At 63.5% G+C, this 22,167-nt stretch carries 22 protein-coding genes; 5 read left to right on the top strand and 17 right to left on the bottom strand.

The window, feature by feature from the left end:
* Positions 1 to 3: 3 nt before the first annotated feature.
* Together sdhD and sdhC are read right to left on the bottom strand one after the other, a co-directional pair.
* Complete coding sequence (gene sdhD / locus ABIB24_RS08225; protein WP_003254214.1) at positions 4 to 372, bottom strand: succinate dehydrogenase, hydrophobic membrane anchor protein; 369 nt, start codon at positions 370 to 372, stop codon at positions 4 to 6.
* Positions 366 to 752 (bottom strand): succinate dehydrogenase, cytochrome b556 subunit, encoded by a 387-nt coding sequence (sdhC, locus tag ABIB24_RS08220; RefSeq protein WP_012315350.1) that lies wholly within the window; start codon positions 750 to 752, stop codon positions 366 to 368. The genes sdhD and sdhC overlap by 7 nt, the downstream gene beginning before the upstream one ends.
* A 352-nt stretch (positions 753 to 1,104) precedes the next feature.
* On the opposite strand from sdhC, the gene gltA reads away from it, so the two are divergent.
* Positions 1,105 to 2,394, top strand: coding sequence for a citrate synthase (gltA, locus tag ABIB24_RS08215; RefSeq protein ID WP_013973445.1), 1,290 nt, complete (start codon positions 1,105 to 1,107; stop codon positions 2,392 to 2,394).
* Positions 2,395 to 2,569: 175 nt separating this feature from the next.
* Here the strand turns inward: gltA and ABIB24_RS08210 are convergent, their stop codons facing one another.
* From ABIB24_RS08210 to ABIB24_RS08170, 9 genes are all read right to left on the bottom strand, one after another.
* A complete protein-coding gene (locus ABIB24_RS08210; RefSeq protein WP_137164836.1) occupies positions 2,570 to 3,175 on the bottom strand; it encodes an START domain-containing protein in 606 nt (201 codons plus the stop codon).
* Between the two features lie 33 nt (positions 3,176 to 3,208).
* A complete protein-coding gene (locus ABIB24_RS08205) occupies positions 3,209 to 3,463 on the bottom strand; it encodes a YkgJ family cysteine cluster protein (RefSeq protein WP_025339973.1) in 255 nt (84 codons plus the stop codon).
* A 130-nt stretch (positions 3,464 to 3,593) separates the two neighbouring features.
* On the bottom strand, positions 3,594 to 4,082 hold the full coding sequence (locus tag ABIB24_RS08200) for a hypothetical protein (RefSeq protein ID WP_075045847.1): 489 nt from the start codon (positions 4,080 to 4,082) through the stop codon (positions 3,594 to 3,596).
* Positions 4,083 to 4,145: 63 nt separating this feature from the next.
* Entirely contained in the window at positions 4,146 to 5,588 is a 1,443-nt protein-coding gene (locus ABIB24_RS08195) for an aminotransferase-like domain-containing protein (protein ID WP_025339975.1), read from the bottom strand.
* Between the two features lie 310 nt (positions 5,589 to 5,898).
* Positions 5,899 to 6,711 carry an OmpA family protein gene (locus ABIB24_RS08190; RefSeq protein ID WP_085614447.1) on the bottom strand — a complete coding sequence of 271 codons (813 nt, stop codon included), beginning with the start codon at positions 6,709 to 6,711 and terminating at the stop codon, positions 5,899 to 5,901.
* Positions 6,708 to 7,061 carry a DUF4398 domain-containing protein gene (locus tag ABIB24_RS08185; protein ID WP_023661849.1) on the bottom strand — a complete coding sequence of 118 codons (354 nt, stop codon included), beginning with the start codon at positions 7,059 to 7,061 and terminating at the stop codon, positions 6,708 to 6,710. The genes ABIB24_RS08190 and ABIB24_RS08185 overlap by 4 nt, the downstream gene beginning before the upstream one ends.
* Positions 7,062 to 7,070: 9 nt before the next feature.
* On the bottom strand, positions 7,071 to 7,892 hold the full coding sequence (locus ABIB24_RS08180; RefSeq protein WP_075045848.1) for a substrate-binding periplasmic protein: 822 nt from the start codon (positions 7,890 to 7,892) through the stop codon (positions 7,071 to 7,073).
* Between the two features lie 173 nt (positions 7,893 to 8,065).
* On the bottom strand, positions 8,066 to 8,995 hold the full coding sequence (locus ABIB24_RS08175; RefSeq protein ID WP_025339978.1) for an electron transfer flavoprotein subunit alpha/FixB family protein: 930 nt from the start codon (positions 8,993 to 8,995) through the stop codon (positions 8,066 to 8,068).
* On the bottom strand, positions 8,996 to 9,745 hold the full coding sequence (locus tag ABIB24_RS08170) for an electron transfer flavoprotein subunit beta/FixA family protein (RefSeq protein WP_025339979.1): 750 nt from the start codon (positions 9,743 to 9,745) through the stop codon (positions 8,996 to 8,998).
* Positions 9,746 to 10,282: 537 nt separating this feature from the next.
* Between ABIB24_RS08170 and ABIB24_RS08165 the strand changes: the two genes are divergently transcribed.
* Positions 10,283 to 11,965, top strand: coding sequence for an electron transfer flavoprotein-ubiquinone oxidoreductase (locus ABIB24_RS08165; RefSeq protein ID WP_075045849.1), 1,683 nt, complete (start codon positions 10,283 to 10,285; stop codon positions 11,963 to 11,965).
* A gap of 236 nt (positions 11,966 to 12,201) precedes the next feature.
* Here ABIB24_RS08165 and ABIB24_RS08160 read toward each other — a convergent pair whose 3' ends face one another.
* From ABIB24_RS08160 to ABIB24_RS08140, 5 genes are all read right to left on the bottom strand, one after another.
* Complete coding sequence (locus ABIB24_RS08160; protein WP_137164464.1) at positions 12,202 to 12,603, bottom strand: type II TA system antitoxin MqsA family protein; 402 nt, start codon at positions 12,601 to 12,603, stop codon at positions 12,202 to 12,204.
* 2 nt (positions 12,604 to 12,605) lie between these two features.
* On the bottom strand, positions 12,606 to 12,902 hold the full coding sequence (locus ABIB24_RS08155; RefSeq protein ID WP_137164465.1) for a type II toxin-antitoxin system MqsR family toxin: 297 nt from the start codon (positions 12,900 to 12,902) through the stop codon (positions 12,606 to 12,608).
* Between the two features lie 94 nt (positions 12,903 to 12,996).
* Positions 12,997 to 14,322 (bottom strand): MFS transporter, encoded by a 1,326-nt coding sequence (locus ABIB24_RS08150; RefSeq protein WP_274078365.1) that lies wholly within the window; start codon positions 14,320 to 14,322, stop codon positions 12,997 to 12,999.
* A 72-nt stretch (positions 14,323 to 14,394) separates the two neighbouring features.
* The gene (locus tag ABIB24_RS08145) at positions 14,395 to 14,874 is read right to left on the bottom strand and encodes a histidine kinase (RefSeq protein ID WP_075045851.1); all 480 of its coding nucleotides are present in this window, start codon (positions 14,872 to 14,874) and stop codon (positions 14,395 to 14,397) included.
* 168 nt (positions 14,875 to 15,042) lie between these two features.
* Positions 15,043 to 15,519 (bottom strand): sigma-70 family RNA polymerase sigma factor, encoded by a 477-nt coding sequence (locus ABIB24_RS08140; protein ID WP_075045852.1) that lies wholly within the window; start codon positions 15,517 to 15,519, stop codon positions 15,043 to 15,045.
* A 355-nt stretch (positions 15,520 to 15,874) separates the two neighbouring features.
* Between ABIB24_RS08140 and ABIB24_RS08135 the strand changes: the two genes are divergently transcribed.
* From ABIB24_RS08135 to ABIB24_RS08125, 3 genes are read left to right on the top strand one after another with little or no spacing between them, the layout of a single operon-like run.
* Positions 15,875 to 17,047, top strand: a complete 1,173-nt coding sequence (locus tag ABIB24_RS08135) for an efflux RND transporter periplasmic adaptor subunit (RefSeq protein WP_137164467.1) — start codon at positions 15,875 to 15,877, stop codon at positions 17,045 to 17,047.
* Positions 17,048 to 19,012 carry a MacB family efflux pump subunit gene (locus tag ABIB24_RS08130; protein WP_354316296.1) on the top strand — a complete coding sequence of 655 codons (1,965 nt, stop codon included), beginning with the start codon at positions 17,048 to 17,050 and terminating at the stop codon, positions 19,010 to 19,012.
* A 3-nt stretch (positions 19,013 to 19,015) separates the two neighbouring features.
* Positions 19,016 to 20,419: an efflux transporter outer membrane subunit gene (locus ABIB24_RS08125; RefSeq protein ID WP_274120803.1), complete on the top strand. Its 1,404-nt coding sequence runs from the start codon at positions 19,016 to 19,018 to the stop codon at positions 20,417 to 20,419.
* Positions 20,420 to 20,544: 125 nt separating this feature from the next.
* Here ABIB24_RS08125 and pvdP read toward each other — a convergent pair whose 3' ends face one another.
* Positions 20,545 to 22,164 carry a pyoverdine maturation tyrosinase PvdP gene (gene pvdP / locus ABIB24_RS08120; protein WP_354316295.1) on the bottom strand — a complete coding sequence of 540 codons (1,620 nt, stop codon included), beginning with the start codon at positions 22,162 to 22,164 and terminating at the stop codon, positions 20,545 to 20,547.
* Positions 22,165 to 22,167 lie beyond the last annotated feature (3 nt).

Here is a 22,167-nt window from a genome sequence, read left to right as displayed (position 1 = left end):
GGATCAGATACCCCAGAGAATCTGCACACCCCAGACGAAGTAAGCGAACATCGCAACGCCGCATACCGCCTGGAACAGGAAACGAATCGCAGTTGCCGACTTGCCGAACGACATTGGCGTCAGGTAGTCGGTTGCAATGGTCCACATGCCGACCCAGGCGTGAGCGCCCAGGGCAACGAGGGCCAGCAGACTGAAGATCCGCATCGCGTTGTTGGAGAACAGACCATGCCACTGGGTGTAGTCGATGCCTGGGTGGGCGACCACGTAGCCGATCAGGAAGAGGAAGTAAGCCGCGAGAACGACCGCAGAAACGCGCTGCGCCATCCAGTCATAGAGGCCCGAACGCGACAGGTTCGTGACATTGGTTACCATACCCAAACTCCCACCAGAACGATCAGCACCACGGAGATGACGATCACGATTTTCGAGCCCAGCTTGCCGCCTTCCAGCGTCTCACCGATGCCCATGTCCATGATCAGGTGACGTACACCTGCCACGAGGTGATAAAGCAGGGCGGATAGCAGGCCCCAGGTCACGAATTTGGCCAGCGGGCTGGTCAGACACGCCTTCACCTCACCAAAGCCTTCCTCGGAACCCAGCGACTTGCCCAGTGCATAAAGCATGATGGCAAGGCCAAGGAACAGGATGACGCCGGAGATACGATGCAGGATGGACGTGTACGCAGTGACGGGGAGCTTGATGGTCCTTAGGTCTAGGTTTACAGGTCGTTGGCTTTTCACGGCTTTTTTCACACTGAAGAGCCCCTAGCGAATCAGGGCAAAGTTGTTGGTAAGTGTACTGGTCAGGTACCCACCACCCAGGGAACGGCGACCCCCAGCAGTTCGGGCTTGCAAGCCCCTGGCGGTCGGGTTGCGAGTATAGACAGTTAGGCTGCTTATGACAACGTGACGGGGTAGCCCAAATAGCGCATTGCCTTTAACGCACAAAAGGCGTAAATGGGCGAGAATTTCGCGAAAAATCAGGCCTCAATGCCTGTTTCAACAAGCCTTTAGGCAAATTGACATCTGAATTTATCCCTCTATAGTGGTGCGGGCCCTGCGTGGGGGGTCTGTCTGATGATTTCAAGCATTAATAGGAGGCCACATGGCTGACAAAAAAGCGCAGTTGGTCATCGAGGGCGCTGCCCCCGTCGAGCTGCCCATTTTAACCGGCACCGTTGGTCCTGATGTAATCGACGTCCGCGGGTTGGGGGCCACTGGTCACTTCACCTTCGACCCTGGTTTCATGGCGACTGCCTCGTGCGAGTCGAAGATCACCTACATTGACGGCGACAAAGGTATCCTGCTGCACCGCGGCTACCCGATCGAGCAGCTCGCCGAAAAGTCCGACTACCTCGAAACCTGCTACCTGCTGCTCAACGGCGAACTGCCGAATGCCGAGCAGAAGGCCCAGTTCGTCAGCACCGTGAAGAACCACACCATGGTTCACGAGCAGCTGAAGTCCTTCTTCAACGGCTTCCGCCGCGACGCCCACCCGATGGCGGTGATGTGCGGCGTGGTCGGCGCCCTGTCGGCGTTCTATCACGACTCCCTGGACATCAATAACCCGCAACACCGCGAAATTTCCGCGGTGCGCCTGGTCGCCAAGATGCCGACCCTGGCCGCGATGGTTTACAAGTACTCCATGGGCCAGCCGATGATGTACCCGCGCAACGACCTGTCGTACGCGGAAAACTTCCTGCACATGATGTTCAACACCCCGTGCGAGATCAAACCGATCAGCCCGGTGCTGGCCAAGGCGATGGACCGGATCTTCATCCTCCACGCCGACCACGAGCAGAACGCCTCCACCTCTACCGTTCGTCTGGCCGGTTCGTCGGGTGCCAACCCGTTCGCCTGTATCGCCGCCGGTATCGCCGCACTGTGGGGCCCGGCCCACGGCGGTGCGAACGAAGCGGTACTGACCATGCTCGATGAAATCGGCGATGTCTCGAACATCGACAAGTTCATCGCCAAGGCCAAGGACAAGAACGACCCGTTCAAGCTCATGGGCTTCGGTCACCGCGTGTACAAGAACCGCGACCCGCGCGCCACCGTGATGAAGCAGACCTGCGACGAAGTCCTGCGCGAGCTGGGCATCAAGAACGACCCGCAGCTGGAACTGGCCATGCGCCTGGAAGAGATCGCCCTGACCGATCCGTACTTCATCGAGCGCTCGCTGTACCCGAACGTCGACTTCTACTCGGGGATCATCCTCAAGGCGATCGGCATTCCGACCAGCATGTTCACCGTGATCTTCGCCCTGGCCCGTACCGTGGGCTGGATCTCGCACTGGAAAGAAATGCTCTCCAGCCCGTACAAGATCGGCCGCCCGCGCCAGCTGTACACCGGCGAGCAGAAGCGCGACATCGTTGCGCTGCAGGACCGCAAGTAAGCTTCCATAGCCGAACGCAAAAAGGCTGCCCTCGGGCAGCCTTTTTTATTCGTCCTGTGCTGGCCTCTTCGCGGGTAAACCCGCTCCCACAGGGACCCCACAGGCCCGAAAGTTTGCGGGATACCTGTGGGAGCGGGTTTACCCGCGAAGAGGCCGGCACAAGTGACACAATGCCTCAGTTTTTCTCAGCCCGCTCTCGCAACCCTTTCAGGGTATTGAACGGCGCATCCACCACGAACTTGTTGGCCACCATCGCCGGCACGCTACCACCCGGCTCGGTGTGCACCTGATAGGTCACTTCCGTGCTGTCACCCTTGGGCACCAGCCTCCAGAAGCCTTCGACCTTCGCCACCCGCACAAAGCCCTTCTCTTCCGGGACGTAGGTCGGCTCTTCCTTCAGGTTGCGCACCAGGCTGCCATCAGCCCCCTTCACCGTGGTCACATGCAATACCGAGTCCCGCGGCGTGACCGGCCATGGCGTATTGAACTGGGTGTAGGTCCAGCTCTGGTCACCTTCGTGCTTGAGCAGCTTCTGCGACTTGCATTCGTGAATCCATGCACAAGCCCCGACCACGTCCTCCTGCAACGCCTGCACCTTGGCCAGCGGCGCCTTGATCACGGTGACGCCTTGATAGGCCTTGTACTTGGAACCGGCCACTTCACTGAGGGAAACCTTGATCCCCTCCTCGTCCTTGGCCACCTGCCAGTTTTCGGCCCAGGCCGCGGGCGACAGCAGAACACCCATGCCACACAGCAGAGCAATACGCTTGAACGATCTCATCATGTTTATCCTTGTTGTCGAAGATCCAGCCTGTCACGCCGCCGTCATCTGCTCCCACCAACCAAGAATCCTGATGGCCTCGTCACGATCACTGCCGCATACCTCCACATCCGCCTTGAAACCGCCACACACTGCCGGCCGCTCGGGCTTGCCGAACAGGTCGCAGAGGTTGTCGACGGTCAGGTGCAGGCAGCGCTCGCCAGCCGGCTTGCCATTGGGCATGCGCGGCATCGCAGAGGTGATGGACGGGGCGATGCAGCAGGCACCACAGCCCTCACGGCAATTCATGGCTATTCACCAAAATCAGGACTCCCTGGAACAAAACGGGACGAACGTCCCTGGATAGTAACCGCTCAAACAGGCGTTTGAAATTGCTGGCATGATGAAATCTGCCGTGACCCGGCAGTCAGTTCACCTGCTACTGGCGGTACTCGAAATCGATGGCCGCCCCTTCCACGTCGCGACGGCTGTCATTGCGCAGCTGCAGCTGCATTTCGTTGCTGATCAACCGGCCATTGAGCTGGAACGGGCTATCGCTGGCCTCCGGCTTTTCAGTGAACATGGGTGGCAGCAAAGGCTTGCGTCGCTGTATCGGCGAAGGGCTGCCCACATTCGGCTCAAGGTCATCGACCATATCGGCCGGCAGGCTGAGGTCCAGCTTCGCCTTGGGTAGCGGCTTGGCAACCTCCTTGCTCACCTGCTTGCGCGCCGGCCTGGCCTTGCTGTTACCGGCTTTTTTTGCAGGCTGCTTGTGCGCTGGCCTGGCTGCGGCTTTCTGCACCGGCTTGGCTTTCTGCACCGGCGCCGCCTGCGCCTGGCCTGCCGGCTGCGCAGCCTGGGCAACACCAGCCAGACTGCCGAGCGGTACAAGGCACAAGATCAGGGCAAAACGGCGCAAAGCATTCATGGCAAATAGACAGACTGGCAGGAAAAGTGCGTATGCTCCCTGTTCCACGGGCGCGTGGCAAGCCTACAAAAGTGCCGCTGCTGGCTCCCGGCACAATTGCTGGGCCAGCAAACCGAGCGTGATCACCGCGCGCTCGGCTTCCTTGTTCCAGGGTATACCGCAATTAAGCCGGATACAGTGGTTGAACTGCTCGGTGTTGCTGAAGATCAGCCCCGGCGCAATACTGATGCCCTGCTCCAGCGCGCGCACATGCAGCTCCTGGGTATTGACCCGCCCCGGCAGGCTCACCCACAGGATGAAACCGCCCGTCGGCCGGGTCATCTGGGTACCCTCGGGGAAGTGCTGCTGCACCGCCAGCTGGTAGGCACTGAGGTTCTTGCGGTACTCCTGGCGGATGTAACGCAGGTGCCGGTCGTAGCCGCCATTTTCCAGGTAGGCCGCCACACCCATCTGCGTCACGCTGCAGGCCGAGTGGGTGGTGAAGGTTTGCAGGCGCTGGATCTCGTCCTGATAGCGCCCGGCGATCATCCAGCCAACGCGCACGCCGGGGGACAGGGTCTTGGAAAAACTCGAGCAATAGATCACCCGGTCCAGCCGGTCGAATGCCTTGAGCGCCTTGGTCTTGCCCTGCTCGAACATCAGCTCGCCATAGATGTCATCCTCGACGATCTGGATATCGAAGTCCGACGCCAGGCGCAGCAACTGCTTCTGCCGCTCTTCCGGGACAGTGCCACCCAGCGGGTTGCTGAGGCGCGCAGTCAGAACCAGGGCCTTGATCGACCACTGGTTGGCCGCCAGCTGCAGCGCTTCGAGGCTGATACCAGTGGACGGGTCGCTGGGGATCTCGATCACCTTCAGGCCCAGCAGGTCGGCCAGTTGCAGCAGCCCGTAATAGGTGGGCGATTCGGCGGCGATCAGGTCGCCGGGGCGGGTCAGCACGCGCAGCGACATCTGCAGCGCATCGACACAGCCATGGGTCACGATCACTTCACGCGGGTCGACCAGCACACCGGCATCACGCATGCGAATGGCGATCTGCCGGCGCAGCGGCTCGAAACCGGGGCTGAACATGTAGCTGAAGGCACGCGGGCTGTGGAAGCGTGTGACCTTGGCAATCTGCTGGTGCAAGGCACGGACCGGCAGGTAGTCGACGTGCGGCACCGCGGCGCCGAACGGGAACACGCCATCACGGCGCGCCTCGGTCAGTACCTGCTGGATGATACTGGCGCGGGTGACCAGGCCGGGGCGCTCGACCCGGGCGATGTCCGGGGTCTGCGCGGTCAGGGCCGGGGTCTGGTGCACGTAGTAGCCGGACTGCGGCCGCGCACGGATCAGCCCCTGGTCTTCGAGATTGGCATAGGCCTGCAGCACCGTGGCATGGCTGACATTGAGCTGGGCGCTCATCTTGCGCACGGAGGGTACCCGCTCGCCTGGCTGGTAGACACCACGACGGATGTCATCGGCCAGTTGCTGGGCGATACGCTGGTACAACAGCAGGTTGGTCATGGCTGGCTCTCGACGCGCGGACGGGCTCGTTGTTCTTGTGTCGCTCACTGACGGTAGAGGATACCGTAACAGTTGCAAAGTGTACTGGGACAGATCGCAGGATAGTCAACAATACAGTTGCGTGACAGCCATGGAAACGATCAAGCCTGGGTATGCCGACGAAAAGCCGGGGGCGCTTTGCGCCCCTTTCGCGACACAAGGCCGCTCCTACAGGTACTGTGCATACCTTGAAGTTAACACTGTACCTGTGGGAGCGGCTTTAGCCGCGAACACCGGCAAAGCCGGTGCCATCCCCCGCGCCGCCAAGCAGTCAGCGTGCTGGCGCCAGCTTGCCCTTGTCATCGGAGAACACGATCTCCACCCGACGGTTCTGCGCCCTGCCCCGCTCCGAGGCATTGGCCTCGATCGGGTACTGGTCGCCATAGCCCTCGACCTGCAGGCGCTTCTCGTCGATGCCCAGGTCTACCAGCATGTCGGCCACGGCCTGCGCCCGATCACGCGACAGCTTCAGGTTGTCCTCCGCCGGGCCGGTGCTGTCGGTATAGCCCTCGATCCGCACCACCCGGCGCGGGTTGAGCTGGAGGAACTGCACCAGCTTGAGCACGGTACGGCTGGCCGAATTCTTCAGGTCGGCCCGGCCGGTGTCGAACAGCACGTCCCCCAGGGTCATCACCAGACCTCGGTCGGCCTGCTCCGAGGCCAGCGCGGCGATCTGCGACTCGACCCACTTGCCCTGCTGCTGAACACTGGCCAGCTTGGCCTCGCGCAGGGCCAGCTGCAGGCGCTGGCGCTCCAGGTCGAGCTTGGCCTGGCGTTCCTGGTTCAGCGCCAGCTTGGCATGCTCGCTGGCAATTTCGCTGTAGCGCTGGCTCAGGTAGGCGTAATGGCGCACGTCGGCACCGGTGCCGATGTAGCTGGACAGGCGCTCGGCACGGGCCAGCGACTCGCCTGCGCGAATCACGTCACGCGGCGCGCTGCGCAACACATTGGAATCATCCTTGACCTTCTGGAAAGCTGCAGTGGCATCATCCAGCGCTGCGCTGCTGCGCTGGCTGGCGCAACCTTGCAAACCGGCCGCCAGCGCCAGCACTGCCAGCGCGGCCAATGGCACACGACGGATCATGGCTGCACCTCCAACTGCTTGCGCAGGCGCTGAACCCGCGACTGCAGCAGTTGCAGCTGCTCTTCACTCTTCTGGTTCAGAACCTGGGCCTCGGCCAGGCGCGCATCCAGTTCGGCCTGCTCGGCACGCATGCGCGCATCGCGGTAGTCTTCGGTGAGCATGTTGGCCTTGGCCCGGGCCAGCTTGTCTTCAGCCAGCTTGAGCGCATCGACCTGCTCGGTGGCACCGACGGCCCTGGCCTGCTCCAGTGCCTGTTCGGAAATGCGCATCTGCTCGTTAGGGGCCGGATCGTTGGCGCAGCCAGCCAGGCCGAGCACGGCCAGGGCAAGGATTAGTGGTTGGGTTCTCACGCAATCTTCCTAGTGTTTGGGGGCGTCCGACGGCACCTGCAGCTGCGCTTTCCAGCGCTCGACATTACGTTGCAGCACGGCCTCGGATGCTCCGGAGATCGGCAATTCTGTCAGTTTTTTCGCCAATTGCCCACGCAACCAGCTGTCATTGCAAGCCGAATTGTGCGACAGGGCCAGGTACAGGCCCGGCCGATCCACCGGCAGGCCGCGGGCGATCAGGTCATTGCTCATGCCCAGGCTCTGGGCCATGGCCATGCCCGAATAGCGGCCAGCGAGCACATAATCCACCTGGCCGAGCACCAGCTTCTGGAATGCCTGGGTCAGGTTCTGTGCCGGCACCAGTTTCAGCTGCGCCTTGGCGAAAGCGGTAAAGGCCGGGGTCAGCCGCGCACGCTCGGACAAACTGCCCTGGTACTGGGCCAGGTCCGCCGGGCCCTCGAATGCCAGCGTGGCGTCGTGACGCGTCCACACCAGGTATTCGTTGAGCTGCAGGGGTGGGTGGATGTAGTCCAGCGCAGTCAGTTGCTCCACCTGCATGGGGGTGTCGAGCAGCAGGTCCATGCGCCCGCTACGTACTTCTTCCAGCGCCTGGTCACGACGACCGGCGCTCAGCACCTCCACCTTCACGCCCAGCTCGCCAGCCACCTGGCGCAGCAGATCGACGTTGGCGCCGATCAGGTGTTTCGGGTCGTTCGGGTCCTGCCACGAATAGGGCGGCGCATCAGGGCTGCCGGTTGCCACCAGGCGTTCGCACTTGCCTGCCGCCATGGCCAGCGGCGAAACCAGCACCGCCATGCAAGCCAGCACCCTGCCTGCTTTACGCAGCACCATTGCTCACTCCTTGTATTGCTTTCGGCAAGCCAGCTCCCACCGTTACAGCAACGCCCTTGAGAACTGCGCTGTACCTGTGGGAGCTGGCTTGCCGGCGATTGGGTCGGAACTGACCACAAAAAAACCCGGCCCCCTGTACGAGGGCCGGGTTCTTTATAAGTGAAGCAAGCGGATCAGACCAGCTTTTCCAGCTCCGGAACCGCTTCGAACAGGTCAGCGACCAGGCCGTAGTCGGCTACCTGGAAGATCGGCGCTTCTTCGTCCTTGTTGATCGCCACGATCACCTTGGAGTCCTTCATGCCGGCCAGGTGCTGGATCGCGCCGGAGATACCGACGGCGATGTACAGCTGTGGCGCAACGATCTTGCCGGTCTGGCCGACCTGCATGTCGTTCGGCACGAAGCCGGCGTCGACCGCGGCGCGCGAGGCACCGACGGCAGCGCCGAGCTTGTCGGCCAGGCTGTACAGGTGCTTGAAGTTGTCACCGTTGCCCATGCCACGGCCGCCGGAAACGACGATCTTGGCAGCGGTCAGCTCTGGGCGGTCGGACTTGGCCAGCTCTTCACCAACGAAGGCCGAGATGCCGGCGTTGTGCGCAGCGCCAACGGCTTCGATGGCAGCCGAACCACCTTCGGCGGCCACGGCGTCGAAGCCGGTGGTACGCACGGTGATGACCTTGATGGCAGCGCTCGATTGCACGGTGGCAATGGCGTTACCGGCATAGATCGGGCGCTTGAAGGTGTCGGCGGACTCGACCGAGATGATCTCGGAGATCTGGTCCACGTCCAGCAGCGCGGCAACGCGCGGCAGGATGTTCTTGCCGTTGGTGGTGGCCGGGGCCAGCACGTGGCTGTAGCCCTGGGCCAGCTCGACGATCAGCGGCGCAACGTTTTCTGGCAGGGCGTGGGCGTAGGCAGCGTTATCGGCAACCAGCACCTTGGCAACGCCAGCGATCTTGGCTGCGGACTCGGCAACGCCGCCCACGTTCTGGCCTGCGACCAGCACGTGCACATCACCACCGATCTTGGCGGCAGCGGCAACAGTGTTCAGGGTGGCCGGGGCTACGGCACCGTTTTCGTATTCAGCGACAACCAGGATAGTCATTTAGATTACCTTCGCTTCGTTCTTCAGCTTCTCGACCAGTTCGGCCACCGATTTGACCTTGATGCCAGCGCTGCGGGCAGCCGGGGCTTCAACCTTCAGGGTCTTGTTGGTGGAGGCGAGGGAAACGCCCAGCGCGTCTGGAGTAACGGTCTCCAGCGGCTTCTTCTTGGCCTTCATGATGTTCGGCAGCGACGCGTAGCGTGGCTCGTTCAGGCGCAGGTCGGTGGTGACGATGGCCGGCAGGTTCAGTGCAACGGTCTGCAGGCCGCCGTCGATTTCACGGGTGACGTTCAGCTTGTCGCCAGCCACTTCCACCTTGGAGGCGAAGGTGCCCTGGGCGAAGCCGGTCAGCGCAGCCAGCATCTGGCCGGTCTGGTTGTTGTCGCTGTCGATGGCCTGCTTGCCGAGGATGACCAGCTGAGGCTGCTCTTTGTCGACAACGGCTTTCAGCGCCTTGGCCACAGCCAGGGAATTCAGTTCGTCAGCGGCTTCGACCAGGATGGCACGGTCGGCACCCAGGGCCAGGGCGGTACGCAGTTGCTCCTGGGCAGTGGTCGGGCCGACGGAAACGACGACGATCTCGGACGCGACGCCCTTTTCCTTCAGGCGTACGGCTTCTTCCACGGCGATTTCGCAGAAGGGGTTCATGGACATCTTGACGTTAGCAAGGTCGACGCCGGAGTTGTCCGCCTTGACGCGAACCTTGACGTTGTAGTCGACCACTCGTTTGACAGCTACAAGAACCTTCATGGATTCCTCGTTACTCTCCGGTGAATAGATAGTCGCCAGGGGCAGAGCCCTGCGATGCGCGTGGGTACAAGGGCACCTCTAAAAACGTACCGGGAGGCGGTAACTTCACAGTGACCGAACAGTCTTGTCCGGACTCTTGCGACAAATACTCACGGGTCATTTTCTGTCGTGGCGTGTAAACTCCACTACAAACCGGCCCAAGGCCGCAAAACCCTGCTCCACACCTGGTCTTTAGAGGTGTACCTGCGCCCGGCTGCAAGCCTACGGCGAACGTAAAACCGCTCGTATCTTGACCGTAACACCCAATCCGGTCAATACGGCAAATCGGTCACCCTCCAGCCGCGTTCCTGTGATTTTACTGGCCTGCGGCAAATTCAAACAAACGTTTGTATTGGACCCGCCAAGTGGTGTAGATATAATGCGCGGCCAAGACAAAACGGTGTAGTCCGTCATTTGCCCAGCTACAGTTCCGCCGTTGCGTAGAACCGCTGCGAATGCCCCGCGCACCCATAAGACAAAGCAACAGCACGAGCCTTGATGAGTAGGAGAGAACCAGTGGAACGCGAATACATGGAATTCGACGTGGTCATCGTCGGCGCCGGCCCGGCGGGCCTGTCCGCCGCCTGCCGCCTGAAGCAGAAGGCCGCCGAAGCCGGTAGCGAAATCAGCGTCTGCGTGGTGGAAAAAGGCTCTGAAGTCGGCGCCCACATCCTCTCCGGCGCGGTGTTCGAACCCCGTGCCCTGAACGAGCTGTTCCCAGACTGGAAAGAGCTCGGCGCGCCGCTGAACACCGAAGTGAAGCGTGACGACATCTACGTGCTCAAGGATGCCGGCAGTTCGACCAAGGTGCCTGACCTGTTCGTGCCCAAGACCATGCACAACCAGGGCAACTACATCATCTCGCTGGGCAACCTGTGCCGCTGGCTGGCCCAGCAGGCCGAGAACCTGGGCGTGGAAGTCTACCCGGGCTTCGCCGCCCAGGAAGCGCTGTTCGATGAAAACGGCGTGGTGCGCGGCATTGTCACCGGCGACATGGGCGTCGACCGCGAAGGCAACCCGAAAGACGGCATGTACACCCCTGGCATGGAGCTGCGTGGCAAGTACACCCTGTTCGCCGAAGGCTGCCGTGGCCACATCGGCAAGCAGCTGATCAAGCGCTTCAACCTGGATAGCGAAGCCGATGTGCAGCACTACGGCATCGGCCTGAAGGAAATCTGGGAAATCGACCCGGCCAAGCACGAGCAAGGCCTGGTGGTGCACACCGCCGGCTGGCCGCTGGACGTGATGGCCAAGGACAACACCGGTGGTTCGTTCCTCTATCACCTGGAAAACAACCAGGTGGTGGTCGGCCTGATCGTCGACCTGTCCTACGCCAACCCGTACCTGTCGCCGTTCGACGAATTCCAGCGCCTCAAGCACCACCCGGTGATGGCGCAATATCTCGAAGGCGGCAAGCGCATCAGCTACGGTGCCCGTGCCATCTGCAAGGGCGGCTTCAACTCGCTGCCGAAGATGGTCTTCAACGGCGGCGCGCTGATCGGCTGCGACCTGGGCACCCTGAACTTCGCCAAGATCAAGGGCAGCCACACCGCGATGAAGTCCGGCATGCTCGCCGCCGAAGCGGTGGCTGACGCACTGATCGCCGGCAGCGAAGGCGGTGACCAGTTGAACGGTTACGTCAGCGCCTTCAAGGCCAGCTGGCTGTACGAGGAGCTGTTCGCCAGCCGCAACTTCGGCCCGGCCATGCACAAGTTCGGCCCGCTGCTGGGCGCTGCGTTCAACTATGTGGACCAGAACTGGTTCGGCGGCAAGCTGCCGTTCACCCTGCACGACACCAAGCCGGACTACGCCTGCCTGAAGCTGGCGGCCGAGTCGCAGAAGATCGACTACCCGAAACCGGACGGCAAGCTCAGCTTCGACAAGCTCAGCTCGGTATTCCTCTCCAGCACCAACCACGAAGAGGAACAACCCTGCCACCTGAAGCTGACCGACCCGAACGTGCCGATCGCCAGCAACCTGCCGCTGTACGACGAGCCGGCCCAGCGCTACTGCCCGGCGGGCGTGTACGAAGTGGTCACTCAGGAAGACGGCAGCAAGCGCTTCCAGATCAACGCGCAGAACTGCGTGCACTGCAAGACCTGCGACATCAAGGACCCGGCCCAGAACATCACCTGGGTCACCCCTGAAGGCGCAGGCGGGCCGAACTACCCGAACATGTAAGGCCCCTGCGCTAACGAAAAGCCCCCGTTCTCACGAGCCGGGGGCTTTTTGTTTTACCTGTTCTGGCTGTACTGGCCCGTGTAGGAGCGACCTCGTGTCGCTATGGGCTGCGCAGCAGCCCCACGACCTATGCTCCAGCGCAAACCGTCGGGGCTGCTGCGCAGCCCATCGCGACACAAGGCCGCTCCTACAAAGTCCGCGTCATTCCGGAAACGAGACAGGGCAAGGCAATCGTATTATGCAGTCCTGACTTCCTCGAACAGTTCAGGGTGTCGGTCCAGCAGCTTGAGCAGTTTCACCAGCGCCACTGGCGGCGTGGTCTTGCCGTTTTCATAACGGGAGAACGCATTGACCCCACCACCGAAAATTTCCCCCGCTTCACGCTGGTCGAGGTCGAACTTCCTGCGTATGGAGGCAATAAAGGAAGGATCCACAACGGTTGCGTTGACTTGGCGCTCGAATGCCGTCATCAGGTGACTGACACGCATGGCTTCATCATGGCTCAGCACACATTCCCCACATGCAGAACAGTAATCGCCACTTACGTCAGGGATGACGGTCATCTCTCCTTTGTAGCTATAGGGCATGCCCTGAATGTCAGGTGCAAGCTCCGAGCCGCCGCATATTGGACATCTCATGATTACAACTCCTTGAAAGACACGATGAGCACGTCGTCTACCACGGACACTTTCAGATAAACGTACCCAATTGCTGTAAGCGGGCGATACACGTCCTGCCAAACCCGATGATCGATATGGCTGGTCATGCTCTTGTAGAAATCAGTGCGCTTCAAGCTGGTGATCACCTCAAGCATGCACGGAAAATCCATTCCCAGCGCCTTGGCGCCTCTCAATGCAGCGCCCGTAGGGCTGATGCGCCTTGCCGCAGCCAGGGCTTTTACCCGCTCCAGCGGGCAATGAGGCGTTCTCTTTTCCATGAGAAATTAACCTTCCAGGTTAAATTTGGCTAATAGGTTATTCCAATAACCCCCGCCCGGAAGTCTGCCTCAATGCCCTACGGCCGTTACCGGCTCATTTGTCACCGCACATGATCGGCATCGGCTCTGCCACAAACGCCAATGGCTCCCGACGCCCGAAATACAAGGCCGTCAGCAAACCCACCGTGCCCATGACCAGACAAAAGCCGACACACACCCACGGGCTCCACGGCATCAGCGCAATCAGCGCCAGCGGTGTGGTGCTGGCCCAAAGCGCGTAGGCCACGTTATAGGTAAAGGAGATGCCCGACACGCGGATCTCGGCCGGGAACAACCCGACCATCACTGACGGCACCACGCCCACCACGCCGCAGGACAGGCCCGCCAGCGCATAGGCCAGCCAGGTCATGCCCCACTGCCCCACCAGGCTGGCATACAACGCGCCGATGCCCACCGGCAGCAACAGGCTGTAGAACATCAGTGCGCGCCAGGCGCCTGCACGGTCGACCAGCAGCCCGGCCAGTACGCAGCCGATGTTGAGGAAGACGATGCCCACGCTGCTAAGGGCAAAGGTGTGCCCGGCACTCATGCCGAAGCGCTGCTGCATCACTGTCGGGGTAATCACCACCAGCACCACCACGGCGGAAGTCAGCACGCAGGTCAGCAGCGCCGCCGGGATCAACGCCCGACGGTGTTCGCCCAGCACCCGCCGCAGCGGGAAGCTCACCGGCTGCTCCTGGCGCGCGCGCAGGGCAAGGAACACCGGTGTTTCGCTGAGCCAACGACGCAGCCACACGCCGATCACGCCGAATACCCCGCCGAGCAGGAACGGGTAGCGCCAGGCGTAGTCGAGGATTTCCTGCTGGGTGAACACTTGCGCCAGCAAGGTCGCGGTCAGTGCCCCCAGCAGATAGCCAAAGGTCAGGCCGGCCTGCAGGAAGCCCAAGGCATAACCGCGCCGCCCGGCTGGCGCGTGCTCGGCGACGAAAGTCCAAGCGCTCGGCACCTCGCCACCCACCGCCGCGCCCTGCAGGATACGCAGTGCCAGCAGGATCAGCGGCGCGGCATAGCCGATGTCGGCGTAGGTCGGCATCACCCCGATCAACAGGCACGGCAGGGCCATCATCAGGATGCTCAGGCTGAAGACCCGCTTGCGCCCCAGGTGGTCGGCGAAGTGCGCCATCAGGATGCCGCCCAGCGGCCGCGCCAGGTAGCCGGTGACGAAGATTCCGAAGCTTTGCAGCAGGCGCAGCCATTCGGGCATCTCGGGCGGGAAGAACAGCTGGCTGAGGGTCAGCGCAAAGAATACGAAGATGATGAAATCGTAGATTTCCAGCGCGCCGCCCAACGCCGCCAGTCCCAGGGTCCGGTGGTCGCCGCGGCTGAACCGGGGCGGGCGAGCGGTATCGATGGCAGTCATGGCAGGGTCCGCAAATCGGCAAAGGGCAAGAGGATAGCAAATAGCTGCCCCCTTGCCCTGCCCGCTGCGGCTTTAGCGGTTGAACATGGTGTTGACGAAATTGGCCTTCGGCCGTGGCCGCACCGTGGCAGCCGGCATGGCGCCCGGCAGCGGCAGCTTGCCGACCAGCAGCGGCGTATCGATGATCGCCATGAACGCCTCCAGTGCCTCGTTGTCGGGCACCTGGGGCAGGCTCAGGCTGACGGCCTGGCGCTCGGTCTGCGGCACCAAGGGCACTTGCAACTGGGTAGAGTGATAAAGAAGGGCGTGCTGGATCTGCGTGCTGACGCGACAGAAGCGCGCCAGGTCGACCCCGACATGGCTGGCCAGCTCGATATTGCCCAACAGCAGGTGGAAAGGCTGCAAGGCACTCAGCACCAGGCGCTGCAGCTCCTCGAAGCTGTCCACTGGCGCTATCCGGTAGTAGCCCAGGCCGTTGAGCAGCCGCTCCAGTTGCAGGCGCTGGCAGGGGTGTGCGTCGGCGATGAGGATGCGCAGGGTCTTGTTGGCCATGGCGGGACCTGGGCAGTTGGGTAATGGGTAGGCTCCATGACCATACTGCGCCAGTAACGGCTGCTGCCAAGGCTACGCCTGGCAGGGGTCTTATTTGATAGAAGTCTGGAAAACCGTGGAAATCAAGTGATCGACTGACGGAATTTTCATCTGCATTCAACCCGGCGATCAGGATTCCCACTCGCGCATGCGCACCCGGCAGTGCTTCATGGCATTGACGATGTGCTTCTCCACCAGGCTGCGGGAAATACCCAGGTGCTCGGCAATCTGCTGGTGTGACAGGCCTTCGAGCTTGCGCAGCAGGAAGCAGTCGCGGCAGACCTTGCTCAGCTCATCCAGCGCGCGCTGCATCATTGCCAGGCGCTGGTCGAGCTGCATGTCGTGGGTCGGCGCCGGGGTATGCCAGCGCTCGTCGCTGTCCAGCACCTCCAGCGGCTCGGCCTGGCGTACCTGATGCCGCCGGTGGCGGTCGACCACCAGGTTGAGCGCGGTGCGGTAAAGGAAGGCACGCGGGTGCTCGATGCGCTCGGCGTCGGTGCGTTCCAGCACCCGCAGGTAGGCATCGTGCGCCACGTCTTCGGCGGCCTGACGATTGCCCAGGCGCGCGGAAAGGAAGCCCACCAGTTCGCGATAGTAATGTTCCACGACGTTACCTGAGATCGTCCTGCCAGCCTATGCCAGAAAGCCCTTTCAGGCAGCAACGCGGGACCGAGTGATGTCAGCGTGCGATCTTACAAATTATAATTATTCTCAGCAACAAGGTGCATGGAGCAACACCGCCACCACCCCAAGTGTATGCGCCCGTCTGTGGGAGCGGCCTTGTGTCGCGAAAGGGCCGCAAAGCGGCCCCGGCAATCTGCAGTGATGCGAAGATCCTGGGGGCGCTTCGCACCCCTTTCGCGACACAAGGCCGCTCCTACACAGACCGCGCCAAACTCACTGCGCTAAATCCCCTTCTGCCGCTTTCGTCTATCTGGCACCCCCTCGGCTGGATGTCTGCATGAGACCTTTAACCAACACCCGTCGCCGGCTCCTGCTCAGCAGCCTGGGCCTGCTCGGCCTGGGCTGCCTGCTGGCCTGGAAGGCCCTGCCCTACGGCGCACAGCCGCTCAGCACGGTTGCCGTGACCCGCGCCGACATCGAAAGCAGCGTCACCGCACTGGGCACCCTGCAACCAAGGCGCTACGTGGACGTCGGTGCCCAGGCGTCGGGGCAGATCCACACCCTGCATGTGGAGGTCGGCGACACGGTGCGCAAAGGCCAGCTGCTGGTCGAGATCGACCCTTCGACCCAGCAGGCCCGGCTGGATGCCGGCCGCTACTCGATCGACAACCTCAAGGCCCAGCTGGCAGAACAACGCGCACAGTTCCAACTGGCCCGGCAGCAGCTCAAACGCCAACGGGACCTGGCCGCCGCCGGTGCCACCCGCGACGAGGACGTGCAAACGGCCGCCGCACAGCTGAAGGTCACCCAGGCGCGCATCGACATGTTCCAGGCGCAGATCCGCCAGGCCCAGGCCAGCCTGCGCAGCGACGAGGCCGAGCTGGGCTACACGCGCATCTACGCGCCGATGGACGGCACGGTAGTGGCGGTGGATGCCCGTGAGGGGCAAACCCTCAATGCCCAACAGCAAACCCCGTTGATCCTGCGCATCGCCAAGCTCTCGCCGATGACCGTGTGGGCCCAGGTGTCGGAGGCCGACATCGGCAAGGTCACCCCGGGCATGACCGCCTACTTCACCACCCTGGCCGGCGGCAAGCGCCGCTGGACCAGCACCGTGCGGCAAGTGCTGCCGATCCCGCCCAAGCCCCTGGAGCAGGCCAGTCAGGGTGGCGGCAGCCCGGCCAGCGTCAGCAATGGCAGTGCCGGCAGCCAGGTGGTGCAGTACAGCGTGCTGCTGGATGTCGACAACCCGGACGGCGCACTGATGGCCGAGATGACCACGCAGGTGTTCTTTGTCGCAGGCAAAGCCAGCCAGGTGCTGACCGTGCCACTGGCCGCGCTGGACGACGGCGATGGCCTGCGCCTGGCGCATGTGCTGACCCGCGACGGCAAGGTGGAACAGCGCCAGGTACGCACCGGCCTCAGCGACCGCCTGCGCGTGCAGGTGCTGGACGGCCTCAACGAAGGCGAACGCCTGGTGATCGGCGCCCCTGGCGTCAGCGGAGGTTGAATGAGCACACCCCTGATCGAGCTGGTCGACATCCGTAAATCCTACGGCGGCGTCGAAACGCCCAAGGTCGATATCCTCCATGGCATCAGCCTGCGCATCCATCCCGGCGAGTTCGTCGCCATCGTCGGCGCCTCCGGCTCCGGCAAGTCGACCTTGATGAATATCCTCGGCTGCCTCGACCGCCCCACTTCCGGCAGCTACCGCTTCGCCGGCAAGGATGTGGCCGAACTGGGCAGCGACGAACTGGCCTGGCTGCGCCGCGAGGCGTTCGGCTTCGTGTTCCAGGGCTACCACCTGATCCCCTCGGGCTCGGCCCAGGAAAACGTCGAAATGCCGGCCATCTATGCCGGCCTTGCCGCCAGCGAACGCCACGCCCGTGCCAGCGCCCTGCTCGGTCGCCTGGGTCTGGCCAGCCGCACCGGCAACCGCCCGCACCAGTTGTCTGGCGGCCAGCAACAACGGGTGTCGATTGCCCGGGCGTTGATGAATGGCGGCCATATCATTCTCGCCGACGAACCCACCGGCGCCCTCGACAGCCACAGCGGCACCGAAGTGATGGCGTTGCTCGACGAGCTGGCCAGCCAGGGCCACGTGATCATCCTGATCACCCATGACCGCAACGTCGCGGCGCGGGCGCAGCGCGTGATCGAAATTCGCGACGGCCTGATCATCAGCGATTCGGCCGCCGAAAAGCCCACGGTCGACAACGGCCGCGGGCTGCAGGCCGACCAGCTGCGCCAGCGCCTGGACCGTGGCGCGACCTTGCACGGGGCGTGGAAAGGCGAATTGCTCGAAGCCCTGCAGGCGGCCTGGCGGGTGATGTGGGTCAACCGCTTCCGCACCGCCCTGACCCTGCTGGGCATCGTCATCGGCGTGGCCTCGGTGGTGGTGATGCTGGCAGTGGGCGAAGGCAGCAAGCGCCAGGTCATGGCGCAGATGGCAGCCTTCGGCTCGAACGTCCTCTACCTGAACGGCAAGCCGGCGAGCCTGGGCGAGCAGGCCGGCACCATCACCCTCGACGATGTCGCTGCCATCGGCCAACTGCCGCAGGTCAAGCACGTGATGCCGGTGATCGGCGAAAAGATGATGGTGCGCCACGGCAACAACAGCCAGCGGTTCTATGTGGGTGGCAACAACACCGGGTTCCCCGAGATTTTCAACTGGCCGGCGGTGCAAGGCAGCTTCTACACCGATGCCGATGAAGCCAATGCTGCCGCGGTGGCGGTGATCGGCCAGAAAGTGCGGGAAAAGATGCTCGACCCTGGGCGCGACCCGCTGGGGCAGTACCTGCTGATCGGCAATGTGCCGTTCCAGGTGGTCGGCATCCTGGCCAGCAAGGGCGCCAGCTCTGGCGACCAGGACAGCGACGGGCGCATCGTGGTGCCCTACTCCGCCGCAGCCATCCGCCTGTTCGGCCAGCGCGACCCAGACTACATCGCCGTTGCCGCCCTGGACTCCACGCGGGTCAACGAGGCCGAAGCGGCCATCGACAAGCTGCTGCGCCAGCGCCACAACGGCCGCCAGGACTTCGAGCTGACCAATGACGCGGCGCTGATCCAGGCCGAGGCGCGCACGCAGAACAGCCTGTCGCTGATGCTGGGGGCGATCGCCGCGATCTCGCTGCTGGTGGGCGGCATCGGCGTGATGAACATCATGTTGATGACGGTGCGCGAGCGCACCCGTGAAATCGGCATCCGCATGGCCACTGGTGCGCGCCAGCGCGACATCCTGCGGCAATTCCTCAGCGAGGCGGTAATGCTGTCGATGGTCGGCGGCCTGGCCGGCATCGTCCTGGCCCTGGCCATCGGTGGCGGCCTGATGCTGGCCGAAGTGGCGGTGGCCTTTGCCCTGCCCGCCATGCTCGGCGCCTTCGCCTGCGCCGTCGTCACCGGCATCGTGTTCGGCTTCATGCCAGCGCGCAAGGCCGCCCGCCTCGACCCGGTCAAAGCCCTTACCAGCGAATAACCCATGACTCTGCCTAGCCGCATCAGCCTGTTGACCTTATGCGTATGCCTCGCCGCCTGCAGCACGCCGCCAACACCCGCCAGCGGCATCGCCGCGCCATCCGCCTGGCAAGGCGAGGCCGCATCACCCTCGGTACAACTGCCAACGACACAGTGGTGGCAAGCCTTCGCCAGCAGCGAGCTCGACCGCCTGGTACAGCACGCCCTGCACAATGCCCATGACCTGGCTGCCGCCACGGCGCGGGTACGCCAGGCCCAGGCCCGCGCGGTCATTGCCGGCGCGCCGCTGTTGCCGGAGTTGAAGCTGGGCCTGGACGGCAGCCGCCAACGCCTGCTGCACGGTGACGGCTATGACCAGCTGGATGTCAGCCGCAGCGAGCCCACCAGCACCTCGTTCGACATGCAGCTCAGCGCCAGCTACGAAATCGACTTCTGGGGCGGCCTGCGGGCGACCCGTGACAGCGCCCTGCGCAGCCTGGATGCCAGCCGCTTCGACCGCCAGACCGTGGCGCTGACCCTGGTCAGCGCGGTGGCCGACAGTTACCTGCAGGGCCTGACTTTGCAGGAACAGTTGCGCATTGCCCGCCTCAACCTGCGCAATGCCCAGGACGTGCTGGGCCTGGTCGAGGCACGCCAGCGCAGCGGGTCCGCCACGCGCCTGGAACTGGCCCAGCAGCGCAGCCTGGTGGCCGCGCAGCAACGCCAGCTGCCGTTACTGGAACAGAAGTGGCAAGACAGCCGGGTCACCTTGGCTACCCTGCTCGGCGACCCGGTGCAGTCGCTACCCACCAGCCAGGACGCGATCAACACCCTGCAATGGCCCGCCATTGGCAGCGGTGTGCCCAGCGAGCTGCTCACCCGCCGCCCGGACATTGCCGCGGCAGAAGCACGGCTGGCCGCCGCCAGCGCCAACGTGCAGGTCGCCCGCGCCGCCATGCTGCCCAAGCTCACCCTCGGGGCCAGCCTGGGGGCTGGCGCCAATACCTTTGCCCATTTGTTCGACAGCTCCTACTACACCCTCACCAGCGGCCTGGTCGCGCCCATCTTCAACAACGGCCGGCTGCGTGCCGCGCGTGAACTGGCCGAGGCTGAACAGATGGAGTTGCTGGAGACCTACCGAAGCAGCATCCTGGCCGCTTTTGCCGATGTCGAGAAAGCGCTCAATGCGATCCAGGGCGTGGACCGCCAGCGGCAGTGGCAGGATGAAGAGGTGGAGCAGGCGCGGCTGGCGTTCGACCTGGCGCAGCAGCGTTATGGCGCGGGAGCGGAGACGCTGTTGAGCGTGCTGGAGACCCAGCGCACCTTGTATGTGGCGCAGGACCAGCAGGCACAACTGCGCCTGGCCCGGTTGCAGGGTAGCGTGGCGTTGTACAAGGCATTGGGGGGTGGGTGGCAGGTCGGGCAGTAAATCGCGTTGCCTTCCGGGGCTGCTGCGCAGCCCATCGCGACGCAAGGCCGCTCCCACAGGTTCAAGCCATGCGCCGTCATGTGGGAGCGGCCTTGTGTCGCGAAAGGGGCGCAGAGCGCCCCCAATCAACGCGAGCGCTGCGCCACCTTCAGGTTGCGCGCATACCACGGCCGCTGCGGTACCTTGGGCCGCAGCTTGTCGAGCACATCGTCATCGCTGTAGATGATGCGCAAGGCCAGCTTCATGGTCTCCGGGTCCATCTCTACACTGCGCCCGGGCCGCAAACCCGGCACCGTCGAGCAGCCATGGGTATCCGGCCCCAGCCACGGGTCAGCCACCTCCACCCAGCGCCCTGGCGCAAACCATGGCACACCATTGACTTCCAGGCGCCGTACCTCGCCCGGGTGCAGCCGCTCGTGAGCGTGGAACCAGTCCTCGATGCGGTCGTCGATCCAGCCATGAAAGTGCCAGAACACCGGGTTCACATGCGATGAAAACGGGTCACCGAGAAAATCGTTCTGTTCGGCGAACCAGCGTTCGGCAAAATCATCCGGCGTGCGCGCCGTCGGCACTGGCATGCCGTTGGAGGGGTCGCGCGGCACCGATGCCCAGCGCATGTGCAGCCAGTCGTGCAGGCCCAGCTCCACTTCCGAACCGAACTGGCCCAGGGTCAAGGTGCTCAGGTACTCCGGGTCGGTGTAGCGTGACTCCCAGACCAGGAAGTTGCCATGGAAGGTATCCGGCGTCTTGATGTCGCGCACCCACTGGGTGTAATCCGCATCACCGCTGGCCAGCCAGGTGGGCGGCAGGGCATTGCCGTCATGGTTGTCGAAGTAGCGGGCGAATCCGGCCCGGTCGCGCTCCAGTTCCGGCTGCGGCAGCGGGAAGCGCGTCCATGACGGCAAGTCCTGCAAGGCACGCGCCCTGCCAAGCATGTGCCGGTGCATGAAGAAAAAGTCTTCGCCCGAGCCGTTGCGGTCCTTGTGTCGGCCCCGCGCGTCACGCTCGCGATCACGTGGCCCGGGCTGCCAGCCCAGGCCACGCAGGGCGCCCTGCTTGTCCTTGCCCAGTTTGTGCCATTTGTCCCGCGACGAGTGCCACAGCTGGTGGAACAGGCGATGCTCCGGGGCGGTCAGCCAGGCCAGCAGTTGCGGGTTCAGCGGGGTACGCTCGCGCGCCTCGGGGAAGGTGCGCTTCAACGCCAGAAACTGGTTGTCCTCCACGGGCAATGTCAACGCGCGGTCCAGGCGTGCAATGCGCCCGTTGAGAGTGGCCGGCCCGGCGTTGCCGAAGCGGCCCCAGACCTCGTCGAGCACGATATGGCATTCATAGCGGGCCTGGGCCGAAAACAGGCGCCAGCGCAGGGTACCCGGCTTGTCCGCCAACAGGTCGCCTACCACGCGGTAGCGCGGTTCCTCCTGCCCTCGCAGGCGCTCGGGGGTATCCAGGTAGCCGCGCAGGGCGCGCCCGCTGGTTGCCACATCCAGGAACAGCTCCAGTTCACCCGTGGGCAGGCCATCCAGCCCCGCATCCTTGCCCTGCAGGGTCCAGCGCCAGATGCCGCGCAGGGTATCGCCCAACTGCTGCAGGCGGGTATCGGCCAACTCGACGACGGCCTCGCCAGGGGTTTCCGGGAATTCCTCGGCGGCACGCTGGCGCTGCACATACAGCGCCCCCAGCGCACCGGGCACCACCACACCCGTCAATGCCACACCGGCGATGAAACCGCGTCGGGAAATCGTCATTGC

It is taken from the genome of Pseudomonas sp. UYEF17 (assembly GCF_040546125.1).
Taxonomy (GTDB): Bacteria; Pseudomonadota; Gammaproteobacteria; order Pseudomonadales; family Pseudomonadaceae; genus Aquipseudomonas; species Aquipseudomonas putida_Z.
The sequence above is the reverse complement of the archived record's forward strand: the minus strand, read 5'-3'. Positions and strand labels throughout refer to the sequence as shown.

Coding starts and splice junctions, on each gene's coding strand:
- ABIB24_RS08165 (WP_075045849.1), top strand. CDS start 10,283: ATGAGTAGGAGAGAACCAGTGGAACGCGAATACATGGAATTCGACGTG.
- ABIB24_RS08170 (WP_025339979.1), bottom strand. CDS start 9,745: ATGAAGGTTCTTGTAGCTGTCAAACGAGTGGTCGACTACAACGTCAAG.
- ABIB24_RS08160 (WP_137164464.1), bottom strand. CDS start 12,603: ATGAGATGTCCAATATGCGGCGGCTCGGAGCTTGCACCTGACATTCAG.
- ABIB24_RS08125 (WP_274120803.1), top strand. CDS start 19,016: ATGACTCTGCCTAGCCGCATCAGCCTGTTGACCTTATGCGTATGCCTC.
- ABIB24_RS08200 (WP_075045847.1), bottom strand. CDS start 4,082: ATGAATGCTTTGCGCCGTTTTGCCCTGATCTTGTGCCTTGTACCGCTC.
- ABIB24_RS08190 (WP_085614447.1), bottom strand. CDS start 6,711: ATGATCCGTCGTGTGCCATTGGCCGCGCTGGCAGTGCTGGCGCTGGCG.
- ABIB24_RS08175 (WP_025339978.1), bottom strand. CDS start 8,995: ATGACTATCCTGGTTGTCGCTGAATACGAAAACGGTGCCGTAGCCCCG.
- ABIB24_RS08150 (WP_274078365.1), bottom strand. CDS start 14,322: ATGACTGCCATCGATACCGCTCGCCCGCCCCGGTTCAGCCGCGGCGAC.
- ABIB24_RS08210 (WP_137164836.1), bottom strand. CDS start 3,175: ATGAGATCGTTCAAGCGTATTGCTCTGCTGTGTGGCATGGGTGTTCTG.
- pvdP (WP_354316295.1), bottom strand. CDS start 22,164: ATGACGATTTCCCGACGCGGTTTCATCGCCGGTGTGGCATTGACGGGT.
- ABIB24_RS08180 (WP_075045848.1), bottom strand. CDS start 7,892: ATGGTGCTGCGTAAAGCAGGCAGGGTGCTGGCTTGCATGGCGGTGCTG.
- gltA (WP_013973445.1), top strand. CDS start 1,105: ATGGCTGACAAAAAAGCGCAGTTGGTCATCGAGGGCGCTGCCCCCGTC.
- ABIB24_RS08195 (WP_025339975.1), bottom strand. CDS start 5,588: ATGACCAACCTGCTGTTGTACCAGCGTATCGCCCAGCAACTGGCCGAT.
- sdhD (WP_003254214.1), bottom strand. CDS start 372: ATGGTAACCAATGTCACGAACCTGTCGCGTTCGGGCCTCTATGACTGG.
- ABIB24_RS08135 (WP_137164467.1), top strand. CDS start 15,875: ATGAGACCTTTAACCAACACCCGTCGCCGGCTCCTGCTCAGCAGCCTG.
- ABIB24_RS08155 (WP_137164465.1), bottom strand. CDS start 12,902: ATGGAAAAGAGAACGCCTCATTGCCCGCTGGAGCGGGTAAAAGCCCTG.
- ABIB24_RS08205 (WP_025339973.1), bottom strand. CDS start 3,463: ATGAATTGCCGTGAGGGCTGTGGTGCCTGCTGCATCGCCCCGTCCATC.
- ABIB24_RS08145 (WP_075045851.1), bottom strand. CDS start 14,874: ATGGCCAACAAGACCCTGCGCATCCTCATCGCCGACGCACACCCCTGC.
- ABIB24_RS08130 (WP_354316296.1), top strand. CDS start 17,048: ATGAGCACACCCCTGATCGAGCTGGTCGACATCCGTAAATCCTACGGC.